At 33.8% G+C, this 15,299-nt stretch carries 17 protein-coding genes; 8 read left to right on the top strand and 9 right to left on the bottom strand.

From position 1 onward, the window contains the following. Positions 1-543, bottom strand: coding sequence for a nucleotide exchange factor GrpE (locus GMA17_RS01710; protein WP_248398439.1), 543 nt, complete (start codon positions 541-543; stop codon positions 1-3). 160 nt (positions 544-703) lie between these two features. On the opposite strand from GMA17_RS01710, the gene GMA17_RS01705 reads away from it, so the two are divergent. Beyond that, positions 704-1,357: a YceI family protein gene (locus GMA17_RS01705; RefSeq protein WP_248398437.1), complete on the top strand. Its 654-nt coding sequence runs from the start codon at positions 704-706 to the stop codon at positions 1,355-1,357. A gap of 72 nt (positions 1,358-1,429) precedes the next feature. Here GMA17_RS01705 and GMA17_RS01700 read toward each other — a convergent pair whose 3' ends face one another. The 4 genes from GMA17_RS01700 to GMA17_RS01685 all read right to left on the bottom strand — a co-directional run bounded on the left by GMA17_RS01700 (position 1,430) and on the right by GMA17_RS01685 (position 4,273). Then, positions 1,430-2,335, bottom strand: a complete 906-nt coding sequence (locus GMA17_RS01700; RefSeq protein ID WP_248398434.1) for a TIGR01777 family oxidoreductase — start codon at positions 2,333-2,335, stop codon at positions 1,430-1,432. 288 nt (positions 2,336-2,623) lie between these two features. Beyond that, positions 2,624-3,319, bottom strand: a complete 696-nt coding sequence (mnmD, locus tag GMA17_RS01695; protein WP_248398432.1) for a tRNA (5-methylaminomethyl-2-thiouridine)(34)-methyltransferase MnmD — start codon at positions 3,317-3,319, stop codon at positions 2,624-2,626. A 1-nt stretch (position 3,320) separates the two neighbouring features. Then, a complete protein-coding gene (locus tag GMA17_RS01690) occupies positions 3,321-3,767 on the bottom strand; it encodes a hypothetical protein (protein WP_248398427.1) in 447 nt (148 codons plus the stop codon). Further along, positions 3,767-4,273 carry a DUF4920 domain-containing protein gene (locus GMA17_RS01685; RefSeq protein ID WP_248398426.1) on the bottom strand — a complete coding sequence of 169 codons (507 nt, stop codon included), beginning with the start codon at positions 4,271-4,273 and terminating at the stop codon, positions 3,767-3,769. Before GMA17_RS01685 ends, GMA17_RS01690 begins: the two co-directional genes overlap by 1 nt. Positions 4,274-4,386: 113 nt before the next feature. On the opposite strand from GMA17_RS01685, the gene GMA17_RS01680 reads away from it, so the two are divergent. After that, a complete protein-coding gene (locus GMA17_RS01680; protein ID WP_248398425.1) occupies positions 4,387-5,475 on the top strand; it encodes a branched-chain amino acid aminotransferase in 1,089 nt (362 codons plus the stop codon). Positions 5,476-5,558: 83 nt separating this feature from the next. Here GMA17_RS01680 and GMA17_RS01675 read toward each other — a convergent pair whose 3' ends face one another. Then, positions 5,559-5,945: a nucleoside triphosphate pyrophosphohydrolase family protein gene (locus GMA17_RS01675; RefSeq protein ID WP_248398423.1), complete on the bottom strand. Its 387-nt coding sequence runs from the start codon at positions 5,943-5,945 to the stop codon at positions 5,559-5,561. Between the two features lie 129 nt (positions 5,946-6,074). On the opposite strand from GMA17_RS01675, the gene GMA17_RS01670 reads away from it, so the two are divergent. Further along, positions 6,075-6,260: a hypothetical protein gene (locus GMA17_RS01670; protein ID WP_248398421.1), complete on the top strand. Its 186-nt coding sequence runs from the start codon at positions 6,075-6,077 to the stop codon at positions 6,258-6,260. A 98-nt stretch (positions 6,261-6,358) separates the two neighbouring features. On the opposite strand, the gene GMA17_RS01665 is transcribed toward GMA17_RS01670, so the two are convergent. Beyond that, positions 6,359-8,404: a dipeptidyl peptidase 3 gene (locus tag GMA17_RS01665; protein WP_248398419.1), complete on the bottom strand. Its 2,046-nt coding sequence runs from the start codon at positions 8,402-8,404 to the stop codon at positions 6,359-6,361. An 89-nt stretch (positions 8,405-8,493) separates the two neighbouring features. Here GMA17_RS01665 and GMA17_RS01660 point away from each other — a divergent pair, with 89 nt between their 5' ends. The 4 genes from GMA17_RS01660 (at position 8,494) to GMA17_RS01645 (ending at position 12,609) form a co-directional block, all read left to right on the top strand. After that, a complete protein-coding gene (locus GMA17_RS01660) occupies positions 8,494-9,513 on the top strand; it encodes a GyrI-like domain-containing protein (protein ID WP_248398417.1) in 1,020 nt (339 codons plus the stop codon). Positions 9,514-9,520: 7 nt separating this feature from the next. Then, the gene (crcB, locus tag GMA17_RS01655) at positions 9,521-9,886 is read left to right on the top strand and encodes a fluoride efflux transporter CrcB (protein WP_248398415.1); all 366 of its coding nucleotides are present in this window, start codon (positions 9,521-9,523) and stop codon (positions 9,884-9,886) included. A 198-nt stretch (positions 9,887-10,084) separates the two neighbouring features. Next, positions 10,085-11,140 carry a hypothetical protein gene (locus GMA17_RS01650; RefSeq protein WP_248398413.1) on the top strand — a complete coding sequence of 352 codons (1,056 nt, stop codon included), beginning with the start codon at positions 10,085-10,087 and terminating at the stop codon, positions 11,138-11,140. A 14-nt stretch (positions 11,141-11,154) separates the two neighbouring features. Continuing rightward, positions 11,155-12,609, top strand: coding sequence for a T9SS type A sorting domain-containing protein (locus tag GMA17_RS01645; RefSeq protein ID WP_248398411.1), 1,455 nt, complete (start codon positions 11,155-11,157; stop codon positions 12,607-12,609). Positions 12,610-12,656: 47 nt separating this feature from the next. On the opposite strand, the gene GMA17_RS01640 is transcribed toward GMA17_RS01645, so the two are convergent. Beyond that, a complete protein-coding gene (locus tag GMA17_RS01640) occupies positions 12,657-13,259 on the bottom strand; it encodes a DUF1684 domain-containing protein (protein WP_248398409.1) in 603 nt (200 codons plus the stop codon). Between the two features lie 236 nt (positions 13,260-13,495). Here GMA17_RS01640 and GMA17_RS01635 point away from each other — a divergent pair, with 236 nt between their 5' ends. Continuing rightward, complete coding sequence (locus GMA17_RS01635) at positions 13,496-14,707, top strand: MFS transporter (protein WP_248398407.1); 1,212 nt, start codon at positions 13,496-13,498, stop codon at positions 14,705-14,707. Between the two features lie 39 nt (positions 14,708-14,746). On the opposite strand, the gene GMA17_RS01630 is transcribed toward GMA17_RS01635, so the two are convergent. Further along, positions 14,747-15,190, bottom strand: coding sequence for an Lrp/AsnC family transcriptional regulator (locus GMA17_RS01630; protein WP_248398405.1), 444 nt, complete (start codon positions 15,188-15,190; stop codon positions 14,747-14,749). Positions 15,191-15,299 lie beyond the last annotated feature (109 nt).

Raw genomic sequence — 15,299 nt, 5'->3', positions numbered from 1 at the left:
TTATTGTCCTATAACTACTTTTGGAAATCTTATTATTTTATCACCCAACTTATACCCTTTTTCTATAACATCTATAATCTTGCCTTTTAAAGCTTCGTTAGGTGCTGGTACTTGCGTTATTGCTTCGTGATTATCTGCGTTAAATTCGTCGCCAGTGCGCAAATCTATTAATTCTAGACCTTTACTTTCTAGTGTGTTTTTAAGCTTATTTTTAATGAGCTCCACACCTTTCAATAAATCCTTTTCTTTTGTTTTAGATATTTCAGTATAAGCACGGTCAAAATCATCCAAAATTGGCAATAATGCCACCATTACATCTTGACTTGCTGTTTTAAACAACTCATTACGTTCTTTGGCAGTACGTCTCTTATAATTTTCAAATTCAGCGAACAGTCGTAAAAATTTATCTTTTTCTAATGCTAAAGATTCATTCAATTGCTCTTCAACGGTTCGTGTATCTTCAGAAGACACCTCGTTGTTATCCAGTATTTGCTCGTCTACTTGCTCATGGGCAGTAGTATTATTTTTATCTTTCTTGCTCATTGTGTATCTCTATTTTTAAAATACGTTAAATGGATGGCAAAAGTACTGCCATTATCCTTAAAATGTCAAAATGTCATTAAAAATAATTTAATATTTTTTTAAACATTTTTAAATCTGAAACAACTATTTTTGCAGCTTAACACTAAAATATATTAAAACAATGAAAAATCGTTTTTTACCAATCTTAACATTAGCATTAGTTGTAACGTTTGCAAGTTGTAAAGATAAAGCACAAGAAGTTGAAACAACAGAAGCTGAAGTAGCTGCTGAAGTAACTGAAGTTTCAACAAAATATTTAGTTGACACAGAAGCATCTACTATTATGTGGAAAGGCTTTAAGCCAACAGGAACACATACTGGAACTATTAAAGTTGAAAGTGGTGTATTTACTATGAATGGTGATGCTATTGAAAGCGGAAGCTTTTTAATTGACATGAATTCACTTTATGTAACAGATCTTCCTGAAGATGATGAAAATCATGGAAAATTAACTGGTCATTTAAAAAGCCCAGACTTTTTTGACGTTGAAGCGTTTCCAGCATCAGCTTTTGAAGTAACTGGTTTTACAAATGAAAATGGAAAAATGATGTTATCTGGAAATCTTAAAATGAAAGATACAGAAAACAACATCTCTATTCCAGTAACTGTTTCAGAAAACAATGATTCTGTAACTATTACTAGTGAAACATTTACTATTGATCGTTCTAAATGGAATGTGAAATATGGTTCAAAATCTTTCTTTGATGATTTAGGAGATAAATTCATCAACGATGATATGGAATTACAAATAACTATTACTGCTAATAAAGCGTAATTCATTTTTGTTAATAATTTTAAAAATCCGCTACAGAAATGTAGCGGATTTTTTTATGCCTGTTTTATGACTTTAAGCTAATAGGTTTTCCAGGGCTGGTTTAATGTTTACAAATTCAAACTGAAACCCTTCCTCCTCTACTTGTTTACAACTTACACGTTGACTTTCGAATAATAAAATGTGCATATCACCCAAAATCAATTTCATTAATGCTTTTGGAATGTTTGGTAAAAATAATGGTTTATTTAAAACGCTAGCAACGGCTTTTGTAAGTTCAGAATTTGTTATGGGATTTGGTGCTACGGCATTGGTAACACCTTCAATTTTATGGTTTAATACATAAACAAAAATACGCGCTAAATCTGTAATATGAATCCATGATTGCCACTGATTACCACTACCAAAAGCTGCACCAGCACCAAATTTAACCGGTTTCACTATTTGTGGCAAAGCACCTTCTTCAGCATCTAAAACCAAGCCGATTCTAACTTTAGAGACCAAAACATCAAGCGTTTTAAACGTATCTGTCATGGCCTCCCACTTTTCTACAACCTGTCCTAAAAAACTAGTGGAAATTTCCGTTGTTTCTTCATCATAATAGTTGGTTAAAGAATCTGGATAAATGCCAATAGCACTTGCCGAAATAACGTGTTTTACCGAATGATTTTCACGCTGTAATGTTTCTTTTATTAATCGTAATGTATCTAACCTACTATTAATAATAACGTTTTTATAAGCTGCAGTCCACCGTTTAGCAATGGTAGCACCTGCCAAATTTATAATGGTTTCAACACCTTCCAAACAAGCTACATCTATTTCATTATTTTTAGGGTTCCAATAAAACCCTTTATAGTCATCGTGTTGCTCAATTTTTTCTTTAGAAGTTGTTAAATAATGAACGGAAATATTTTGATCATGACATTGTTCAACTATTGCCTTACCAATTAAACCTGTAGCACCTGTAATTAATACCTTCATGTACAATTTTTATATAAAGATACGGGTTAAAACAGTGTTTTTAATTGCTTTTAAAGAAGGTTTAACAGAATTAACGAAAGATTAAGTATGTATTAACCCCATGTTGAAGCCTTGAATGGATAACGAAGAAAAGTTGCTTGACTATGAATATTTCTACTGAAATGTTTCGGGCTTTAAAAGGAAACATGTAACTCACTTCGCATCGTTGAATGTTTCGGGCTTTAAAAGGAAACATGTAACTCACTTCGCATCGTTGAATGTTTCGGGCTTTAAAAGGAAACATGTAACTCACTTCGCATCGTTGAATGTTTCGGGCTTTGTGGCCCTTAACATTTCACGTTTGCCTGGAGGCCCTGGTAGTCGTTCCACCACAAACCCTACAGCTTGCATGGCGCGACGCACGCTCCCTTTTGCTGAATAGGTAACCAAAACACCTTTTGGTTTTAGCGCATTATACATTTTCTCGAAAATAGGTTCCGTCCATAATTCGGGTTGCACACGTGCTCCAAACGCATCAAAATAAATAAGATGAAACTGATTTATATTCGTAATATCCTGAAACTTCTTTTCTTGTTTGGTTAATTGGAAAAATTTAGAAAGTGATGCTTTTATTTCCCAAGAAATAGTATGAATGGCTTTAAACTGTGCTTCAGCAGAATCATCTTTCAATAGTTCTGCATAGTTTAATTGGCTAATTTCGGAGGTTAAAACAGGATACGCTTCAATACCGACATAATCCACATGAACTTGTTCTTTTTCTGCCTTTAATAAGGTAATTATGGCATTTAATCCTGTGCCAAAACCAATTTCTAGAATGGACAAAGAGTTCAACTGCAATCCCGAAATAACAGCCTCGAAACCTGTTTTTATAAACACGTGATTTGCTTCTTGAATGGCGCCATGGATAGAATGGTATTGTTCATTCCAATCGTCTATCTGGATGGTTTTAGAACCATCAGCCGTGGTTATAATATGGCGTTTCAAACTATTTAATTAATAGTTTTTTAATACGTGGAATTGGCCCAGTACATTCGGTTTGGTGGCAAGAAATACAAAGATTTACCACATTATTGAACCTTTCGGTTTCTGACAAAGCAGATTCCGGATTATAAAGTTCCTTTTCGGCTTGAATAAATAATTTTGAAAAACTCTCAAACGTTTCATTGCGTTTTTTAAAATCGGATAATTCCGCTGTATGGATTTTTAAGAAATCTAATGGAAATTCTTGTATATCTTCACCTAAAACTATCGCATTTTTAACGTCCAAATTGTGCGCATACATTTGATTCATGAGATTGGCCATTTCAGACGGCTCATACATATCATAAACAACTTCCTGTTTTTTAGACTTTTCAGGAATTACTTTTTCTTCAGCGTTATTACAACTGGCAACAAGGATAAGTAGGCTTAAACAGCTAAAAAACGTTTTCATTATTCTTCAATTAGCAACACACCATCTGCTTCAAAAGACAAGGTACGTTGCGGTTCTGTTATAGCAGCAATTTCTTCTTCTGTTTTTCCTGCATCTTCCGCATAATGACGTTGCTCATCAACAGAAACTTCAGTTACATAAGCTTTACCATTAATTATAACTTCTTTATCTGCTATATTTTTAGGCATAAAAAAACCGTAGTCTTTAAATTTTACCATCACTTCTTGATTGTTCTCTAAATCCAAACGCATCCAACATCCTTTGGACTGACAAACACTGTTTACTTTTGCCTTTACTTTAGTGTGAAGGGTGTCACCAGCTTTCAAGTTTTGGTATTTTTCGCTTATTTCAGATGCACTTAATGTATTATCGGCTTCAATAACATCTCCAAAAGAAACATAAGCCATTTCGTTAATTTCTGTTTCAATAATTTCTGTAGATTTATCATTATTCTTACAAGAAACTGCTACAAACACTAAACAAAGTGCTAAAATTATATTTTTCATTATTCGAGATTTTTATAAAATTTAAGGCCAAATATACACTTTTTTTAAGTAAATTTTAAGTTTTATATGAGTCCAAAAAAGAGTACTTTCGCAAAACCAAACTTTTAAGAAACATGACGGATCAGAAATATAACAAAATCGACATAGAACGAATAGAAAAATCAAAAATCAATGATGTTGATTTTAATAATATCGATTTTGGGCGTAAGTTCACAGATCACATGTTCTATTGTGATTTTATTGATGGCGCTTGGCAACAACCGAAAATAGTTCCTTACCAAACCATGACCATTGAACCTTCAGCTCGTGTGTTTCATTATGGGCAAGCTGTTTTTGAAGGCATGAAAGCTTATAAAGATGATAACGGAAAGGCCTTTTTGTTTCGTCCAGAAGATAATCACAAACGGATTAATATCTCCGCGGCACGATTAGCGATTCCAGAATTCCCAAAGGAATATTTCATGAAAGGTTTAGCGACTTTAATGGATATGGATAAAGATTGGATTAAACCAGGTATTGGAAATTCATTATATGTTAGACCGTTTGTTTTTGCTTTTGAGCCAGCTATTTCAGCTGCGCCTGCTCAAGCATATCGTTTTATGATAATTTGTTCTCCAGCAAAAGCATATTACACAGGTAAAGTTCGTGTACTTTTTGCGGAGAAATATAGTCGTTCTGCAGATGGTGGCGTTGGTTATGCCAAAGCTGCTGGAAATTATGCCGCACAGTTTTACCCAACTAGTTTGGCACAGAAAAAAGGCTATCAGCAAATTATTTGGACCGATGCTAGTACACATGAATATCTAGAAGAAGCTGGTACCATGAACATCTTTTTCAGAATTAATGACACCTTGGTAACTGCACCTACAAGTGATCGGATTTTAGATGGTATTACTAGAAAAAGTATTTTACAATTAGCAGAAGACAACAATATTCCCGTAGAAGTAAGACGTGTAACTGTAAGCGAAATAAAAGAAGCTGCTAGAAATGGTAGTCTGAAAGAAATTTTTGGAACAGGAACTGCGGCTGTAATTAGTCCAATTTCAGCTTTTGAGCATTCTGAAGAAGTTTTTGAAATTCCAGATGCCAGCGATTCGTACGCCACATTATTTAAAAAGAAATTATTAGATATTCAACATAACCTTGCCGAAGATAAACACGGATGGCGTTTTGAGGTTAAGCAACCCGAAACGTCACGTTAGTCGTTGAATATTTTATTACTACAAAACATAAATTCCAATCTAGAAAATTTCAGGATTGGAATTTTTTTATCATGTGGTTTAGATTACGATTTCAGAATAGAAGAGATATTTGGCTTAAAATAATTTGGCCCTTTTAAAACCTTACCATCTTCGCGATAAATGGGTTCGCCGTCTTCGCCAAGTTTACTCATATTGCTACGTTGAATTTCATTAAAGACATCTTCTATTTTATGCTGTAATCCGTGTTCTATTATAGTTCCGCATAAAATATAGAGCATATCACCTAGAGCATCGGCAACCTCAACTAAATCATTTTTGTTTACAGCTTCTAGATACTCTTCATTTTCTTCACGCATTAATTTATAACGCAACATGTTTTTATCAGAACCTAAATCAGCTTTTGGGGTTTCACGATGACCAATTTTAAAGGCAGTATGAAATGCTTTTACGGCTTCAATTTTATTTTTCATAGTTTGGTTTTCTGTGTTTATTCAAAAGTAATAATTTTAAAATCTAATTAATTTTTGATTCCGTATTAATATCACTGAATAAAAATTTGGTTATGGGTTTGTTTTCTTAAATTTGCAAAAAAAAACGACATGTTTACTACTGGACAAATAATTTTTGGAGGCTTATTTGCGGTCGCTTTTGTATTAATTTTAGTCTATGCATATAGAAAGGATTTAGCGCTGCATAGAAAACACTACAAAGGAACTGTATGGGTATTAATTGCCTTTATTTGTTTTGTTTTATTTATACTTTCTATTAAATGGATGTTCCAATAATCTATTATAACATAGCTACTTTTTTTATATAAATCTAGCATAAATAAAAAGCCTCAACACAATAGCGTTGAGGCTTTTTACACAGTAAATAGTTATATTTAATTAACTTCTGGCAAGAAATTATATTTCTCACTATAGTCTAACATTTGCTTTGGAAACGATTCTGGTTGAACCACATTAATTTTAGTGATTTCGCCATTATCATCCATTTCTGGAACCAACATAGGATTTACAAATCCACTGTATGGTGCCGATTTAAATTGTGCGTTTCGCTTTAAAACTTCGGCATGAATTTCTTGATCTACTTTTACACCGTAAGTTTCAACCAAAGCTTGAACAGCTGCAAAATCACCTTCTGATTTAATACGTTGTGTTTCACGTAATAATTGTCCGAATAAATCATGCAATTTATCATAATCTGTAATATTGAAATAAGTATTACCGTCGCGAGTTACTTTTTCAATAACATTTGCTTCTTGTCCTTTTTCAAAAACCCAAGCACTCACCCACTGTCTGTTACGCATGTGGGCTTCTTCAACTTCATCACCTATATTTAAACGAATTAATTGTGTCATTAAACCGTTTCTAATATAGCCATCATAAGCTGCTTTTCCTACAGATTTCCAATCGTCCACTAAACCTAATTCTTGTAATTTTGGATTGTATAGATAGTAAAGACCTACTAAATCTGCACGACCTTCTTCTAATGTAGACGCATAGGTTTTAAGTGTTTCTTTCGTTTCACCAACACCTGGATTTAATTGTCCTGAAGCATGACCAATTACTTCGTGTAAGGCTGTGTGTAATTTATCTGCAACTTGTCCGTATTTTTCTTCGAGTTGAATTTCTTCGGCATCATTTGCAAACTCTTTTAAGCGACCTGTACTTCCTGCATTATTATACGCATGAATTATGTTTCCTAAAGAAACCGATTTACTTCCTACTGCTGCACGAATCCAGTTAGCATTTGGTAAATTAACGCCAATTGGAGTACTTGGAGAGGCATCACCAGCTTCTGCAGCTACATTAACTACCTTGTAAGAAACACCGACAACATTTTTCTTTTTATGATCTTCCATTAATGGCGAATTATCTTCAAACCACTGCGCATTTTCTGATAAAACAGACATTTTTTCAGACATATCAAAATCCTTAATTTGTACAATGGTTTCGTAGCTTCCGGTGTAACCTAATGGATCATTATATACTTCAATAAAACTATTTATATAATCAATATTTCCTTCGGTAGCAGCCGTCCATGCTACATTGTAGTCATCCCAAGTTTGCAAGTCACCTGTTTGGTAATATTTAATTAATAGGGCAATAGCATCGCCTTGTGCTTTGTTTTCAGCAACACCTTCTGCTTTTTCTAACCAAGGAATAATGTTATCAATAGCTGAACCATATAAACCACCAGACTTATATACTTGTTCAACAATTTTCCCGTTTTCTTTTACCAATTTAGAGTTTAATCCAAAAGATAATGGCTTTTCAGGATCTGGAGATTTTTTCGTTTTATAAAATGCTTCAACTTCTGCCATAGTCACATTTGAACCATAGAAGTTAACCGCTGATAATAATACATTATCTACATCTTTAGCTTGGTTCACTTTTTTAGAATCCTTGTCATTAAATAAAACTTCTAAAGCTTCGCCTTCTAAAGTTGTATTCGTTTGTTTTAATAAACCAACTAAATAGTCTTTTGAAAATTCAGGTTTCATTTTATCATTGGAATAATGATGGTGAATACCATTACTAAACCAAACGCGCTTTAAATACGTTTCGAAAGCTTCCCAATCTGCTGATGATTTATCACCTGTATATGTGGTGTACACATTTTCAAAAGCATTTCTAATGGTTAAATTGTGTCTATAATTCTGATCCCAAGTAATATCGCGACCAGCTAAACCCGCTTGTCCTAAATAATAAACCAGTTTTTGTTCTTTTAGCGTTAAATTTTCCCAACCCGGAATTTGATAACGTAAGATTTTAATGTCTGCAAATTGTTCTACATTAAAATCAAATTCAGTTTCAACCTTTGTTTCAGTTTCAACTATTTCGGCTTTTGGTTCCGATTTATCATTATTACATGAATAGAAAAAAGGAGCCACTAACGCCAAACCTACAATCAATTTTAATTTCATATGTTTAAGTGTTTTTTTAGTATTCACAAATGTAACATTAATTATTAACGCATAAAATTGTTTATCTTTGATTTATAACCCAATCATTCATGAAAACAATTCAATACATCCTGTTCTTTTTACTTATTTTAATTATTGGTATCTCTATATATGTTGCTGTGCAACCCAATGATTTTAAGGTAACACGAACGCGAACTATTGCGGCACCATCGCAAGTTATTTACAACCATGTCATTGATTATAAAAATTGGGACGCTTTGTCTCCTTGGGTTGAAATTGATCCTGAAACAAAAACGGTTCTTTCCGATACCACTATGGGTATTGGCAGCACATATAGCTGGGAAAGCAGTGATGAAAAGGGACATATAAAAACGGTTGAAGCCATTCCGTTCCAAACCATCAACCAGGAGCTGTTTTTAAATGAATCGGCATCAGTACAAGTAAATTGGGAGTTCCAACAAATTTCAGCCAAAGAAACGGAAGTGTCTTGGACTCTGTATTCTGATAATTTATCATTTTATGAAAAAGGATACGCCTTAATAAATGGTGGTCATGAAAAAATGATGAGTCCTGAATTGGAGCGTGGTTTAGACAAATTAAACAACATAGTTATTGCTGCTATGGAGGTTTACAGTATTCAGGTGGATGGAATTGCGCAACATGGTGGTGGTTTCTATATTTACAAAACCACCTCTAGTAAAATTTCAGACATACAAACAACGATTAGCAAAGTGCTACCAAGTGTAAAAAGTTATAGCATAAAAAACAACATTGCCATGGCAGGTGCTCCATTTGTATATTATCACAATTGGGATGAACCTAATAATGCCGTTATGTTCTCCGTTTGTATTCCAACAACCACACAAGTTATAACAACACAAAGCGATATTTTAACAGGACAGCTGGAACCCTTTAAAGCGGTTAAAACAACATTAAAAGGAAATTATACAAACCTAAAGGAAGCTAGAGACGCGACAAGGAGTTATATTAGACAATATAATATGGAAACTTCCGAAACAGGCCCGATGTTAGAAGTTTATTTAACAGAACCAAGTCAAAAACCAAATCCAGCCAATTGGATTACCGAAATTTATATTGCTATTAATTAAAATACAAATGAAACAAATCCTATTGGTATTTATTGGAGGTGGTTTTGGAAGTGTATTGCGCTTTTTAGTCGGTAAATTTTTAAACAATACTGAAACAGGAATCCCTTACGGTACGTTTTTAGCAAATATTTTAGGTAGTTTACTTATTGGTATCATATTGGGTATGGCGGCTAAAAATAATTCCTTGTCCGAAAATCATTTGGCGTTACTAGCTACTGGTTTTTGTGGCGGCTTTACCACCTTCTCTGCTTTTGCTTATGAAAATCATGTGTTTTTAAAATCCGGAGACTTTATGAGTTTCGCTATGTATACCATTGCTAGTTTTGCCCTTGGTTTTCTGGCCGTTTTCCTTGGAATTTTTCTCGTTAAATAAAAAAAAGCGTATTTAGAACGGAAATTTAAAAATCAAATTCTCAACTTCTCAACCTATTTCTTCGTAACACTTCATGAATAGAGGAAAATCCTTCACTTTTAAAATTTTGAAGTAATTTAAAATATACGACATTCCACGTATGTTCTGGCATGCATATAATTAGGATTTTTGACAATATTAATCTTAAATCTAATTATCATGAAAAAATTTATTTTAGGTATCGCTTTACTTGTAGTAAGCTTTACAAATGCACAAAACACGTTAATAGTGGACAACAACCCCTTTATTGACGATTCGCCATCACATGTTTACACAACATTTGCGGCTGCAATTGCAGGAGCTTCCAATGGCGACATCATTATGATTCAGCCGTCCAGCACGACTTATGGGAACATTACAGTTAATAAAGGCGTCACAGTTTTAGGTATGGGTCATGCACCAGAACTTAACAATGGAGAAGCTTCATCAGCTGGAAATATCACAGTTACGGCTAACAACGTTAAGATTTCCGGATTACATGTTATTGGCTACATAATCACCGGCAACAATGTGAATAATTTATTAATTGAAAATTGCGCTATAGCCGTAGGAATTTACGCAAATTCCATTGGTAATGAAGACATTACTATTAGAGGTAATGTTATTAAAAATTTAATTTACCTGAATGCAACACTAACGAATAGCACGAACATTACTATAACCAATAATCTTATTCAAAACATTGGAAATAATGGTTTACAGTATTTTAACGATACAACTATCTTTAATAATAACGTGATTGTTGCGGACCAAACAGCTTTTCAATGGAGCATATTTTTGAATCCTAATAATTTAGTATGCCAAAATAATATTTGGGTGTTTACTGCCAACAATCAAGCAATTGTAGATCAAAACGGAGGCACACCAATTATTCACAACAATTCTTTAACATACCATTACGGAACACAAACTATTGCAGATTTAAATGGTACTGGGAATTTTAATAATCAAAATCCATTTTTTGTAAGTATTCCTGCAAACAATCCACTTTGGGCTGCAACTAATAATTATAATTTAGGCAACAGTTCAGTTGGAAATGACGCTGGTACAGATGGAAATGATGTAGGTATTTTTAATGGGTATTATGATTTTGACGTACGAGGTTATCCAACAGAATTACCTTATTTAACTGAAATGTCAATTTTCAATAATATGGTTCCTGCCGGCACAAGCTTAAATGTAAATTTAAAAGCAAACGCTAATAAAACTAACTAAAAACACCCAAAATTATGAAAGCTTTATATACCTTTTTACTAGGCTGCTTTTGTGTTGGTGTATCGTTAGCGCAATCGGATATTGCCAGTGTTGAATACTTTTTTAATACCGATCCTGGTATTGGAAATGGTATTCTGGTAGATATTGATCCAGATGTAGACTTGTTAGATCAAACATTTAGCATTTCTACGGTAGGACTACCTGCAGGAACACATCAATTATTTATGAGAGTTACAAATGCCAATGGCATAACCTCCATTTATAATAACCAAACTTTTAGAGTATCTGACGTACCATTTAATAGCACAGTCAATATTACAGGAATTGAGTACTTTTTTAATACCGATCCTGGAATTGGAAATGCAATTCCTGTAAATAGCGTTAATTCTAATATTTTAAATAGAAATCTGAACATTTCAATTGGCGGATTGCCAGCTGGTACGCACAAGCTGTTTGTACGCGTTAAAAACGATAATGACCAATGGAGTCTGTACACCTCTAAAACTTTTAGAAAATCTGATATTCCCGTTTCTAATAACTTTGATATTGTTGAAGCCGAATACTTTGTTGATACAGATCCTGGTTTAGGCAATGGAACAACCATAGATGTTGCGGATGTTGCCTTATTAGATGAAAACTTCACAATTCCTACAAGTAGCCTATCTATTGGGACACATACCATGTTAATACGTGTGAAGAATAGCAATAACAAATGGAGTATGTACGATACAAAAACCTTTCGCGTTTCTGATGTTCCGTATAATAATACCAGTGACATTGTGGAAGCTGAATACTTTTTTGATACAGATCCAGGCATTGGAAATGGCACCATTGTAGATGGAAATGATGTTGCCTCTTTAGATGACGATTTAAGTATTCCAACATCAAGCCTGTCCATTGGCACACACCGATTGTTTATGCGTGTTAAAAATAGTGCTAATAGCTGGAGTCTTTATGATGGAAAATCGTTTCACGTAGCAGATATTCCGTTTACCAATAATGCCTCTATTGTTTCCGCCGAATACTATATAGATGTAGATCCAGGTGTTGGCTTGGCTACAGCTTTAACCGTTTCAGGTGATGATTTGGATGAAACTGTAATAATCCCAACCACTACGGGATTGGCTCAAGGTGATCATTATTTGCATATTCGTGTACAAAATGCCGATGGCTCATGGTCTCTTTATGACCGGAAATTATTTGAAATTGATGGTACTTTAGATATTAGCTCTGAAACCCTTTCAGAAATAAAAATATACCCGAATCCAGCAACAGATTATGTGCATATTAAAACACCAAATAGCATTCAAATAAAATCAACCGTACTCATTGATATGAATGGAAAAGTTGTCAAGCAAATACAGAGTCATCTCGAAAAAATAGAGATTTCTAACTTGCCACAAGGCATATATTTATTACAAATAACCACAGAAACCGGAAGTATATCCAAACGGATTATTAAAAATTAAGTTGAGATTAGTGGCAATTAAGGCGTCTGACAAATTTGTTAGGCGCTTTATTTTTTATTAAAAGCCTTCACACCTGCTTTTACCTCAATGTCTAAATAATTATTTCGTGGTACAATGGGACAGGAATACTTTTCGTCATAGGCACAATAAGGGTTATATGCTTTATTGAAATCGATAATCATTGTATCGTTTTCAGGAATTCTTAAATCAATATAACGGCCACCACCATAAGTAGCTTCACCATTAGTATGGTCTATAAACGGCAAAAATAAATAATCTTCAAAACCTTCTTGAGTCATTAAATCTTGACCTTGGTAAACAGATAATTCAAACGTTTTTCCATGAAGTTCAAAGGTTATAATTCCATAAACGCGCTCATTAGAAACACGATCGGTTGTGGTTTGCATTAAAAACCAATCGGAATCTGGCGTTCGTTTTAATGTAGCCTTGACAATTGCGGAAGAATCTACAGGAAAAAAATCCAAGGTCTTAAAATTCTTTCTATCCTTGGCTTTAAGTGGCGATTTACTGGCATCCTTAAAATCGGCATTTTGTTGGCGCTGCCATTCTGTTTCCCCTAATAATGGTTCTTTATTTTGAGCACAACTAATTACTATAAAAAGCACTAAAAAACTAAAAACTATTTTCATGAGAATTATTTTTTTGACTTCAAAAGTACAACTTATTCATATTTTGTTTAGCTTTGGTAAGCAAATTAACATACCATCATGCTAAAAAGAGTCACCACGTATAGAAAATCTCATATCTCATTATTGATGAGTTGGACGCTATATGTATGTGAATAATTTTAAATGAACATAACCATTATATGAAAGTCCGACCATTGCGTCGGATTTTTTAGTTTATATAACCACCAATAACTAACATGAAAAAACTTTACAACAGCTATATAGATACCTTTCGAGGTTTGTCTTCAGAAATATGGTGGTTGGCATTAATTACATTAATTAATCGTGCGGGCACCATGGTTATTCCATTTTTGTCGTTATACCTCACTACAGATTTAAACTTATCCTTTGCACAAGTGGGATGGGTTATGACTGCTTTTGGATTAGGATCCGTTTGTGGTTCATGGCTTGGTGGCAAACTAACTGATAAAATTGGCTATTATAAAGTAATGGTAAGAAGTTTACTAGCCACAGGAATCCTGTTTATAGGCTTGCAATTTTTACACACCTTTGCTGGTGTTTGCTTGGGCATATTTTTGGTTATGTTGGTGGCAGATATGTTCCGTCCTGCAATGTTTGTAGCATTAAGCGCGTACAGTAAACCTGAAAATAAAACACGTTCTGTAACGCTTATTCGTTTAGCTATAAATCTGGGATTTTCTGCAGGTCCAGCTGTTGGCGGTATCATTATAACTACTATGAGTTATGCGGGACTTTTTTGGGTGGATGGTATTACCTGTATTTTAGCCACTATTTTATTAGTAAATGTTCTGCATCCTAAAAAAGCCAAAACGCAAGATAGTATCATTAATGAAAACCCACAATCCGCTTATAAGGATAAAGCCTTTTGGATTTTTCTAGCTGCCATGACCATGTTTGGTATTGTATTTTTACAATATTTCTCAACCATGCCGCTTTACTATAAAGATGTGCATTATTTAACCGAATTAGAAATAGGTATTCTCCTAGGTTTAAATGGTGCCTTCATTTTTATTTTAGAAATGCCACTCATTAAGTGGCTAGAAAATACAGGGTATAGCAAAACAACATTAATGGTTTTTGGAGCTATTTTGGTTGGAATTAGTTTTGTAGTACTCAATGTTACGCCTTGGATTGGCATTTTACTAATTGGTATGTTATTTATGACGGTTGGCGAAATGATAACATTTCCATTCTCAAATGCATTCGCTATGGAACGTGCTAAAAAGGGAAACCAAGGTGAATATATGGCACTTTACAGCATTGCTTTTTCCATAGCGCATATTTTTGGGCATAACGCAGGAATGCAGCTCGCCGATTCCGTAGGCTTTGAAAACACTTGGTACATCATGACACTGTTATCCATTTTATGTATTGCTTTATTATGGTTATTAATGCGCTATTTAAAGAAACATGAAGCGGTTTCGTAATGGGTAAATTCTTATTACAGGTGTTAAAAATTTAATTAACTATTTCAAAGGTTTCACTGCATTATGTTTAACCACATGCGATAAAACAATCTGTGTTTTTGTTTCACCGTAAACAATTAATTGGTCTATAAAAGCCTCCAAATGTTTCTGGTTTTTTAGAACCACTTCCATGACAATGTTCTCATTACCTGTAATGCGGTAGCAATTAATAACCTCATCATAGGTTTTTACTTTCTCTAAAAACGGCTTTAACATACCCATAAAAGCACGAATAGTAATTAATGCTTTTAACTGATAACCAGCTTCAAAAGGGGAAACAGTTGTATGATAATGTTGAATAATCCCAGCATCTTCCATTTTTTTTATACGTTCAGAAACGGCTGGCGAACTAATACCAATTTGCCTACCAATTTCGGCATTGGAAGTCCTTGCATTTTGTTGTAAACACTTTAATATTTTCCAATTTAAGCTATCAATACTCATATTAAGGTTATTTAACAGTAATAAGTCGATTATTAAATCAAATATACGTTTTTACTTTAATATCGAAAGTAAGATGTGAAAACTTGTCGCTATTTTTGATAAAATTGCT

This window comes from Bizionia sp. M204 (assembly GCF_023205095.1).
In the GTDB taxonomy this organism is placed as follows: Bacteria; Bacteroidota; Bacteroidia; order Flavobacteriales; family Flavobacteriaceae; genus Algorimicrobium; species Algorimicrobium hallyeonense.
The sequence above is the reverse complement of the archived record's forward strand: the minus strand, read 5'-3'. Positions and strand labels throughout refer to the sequence as shown.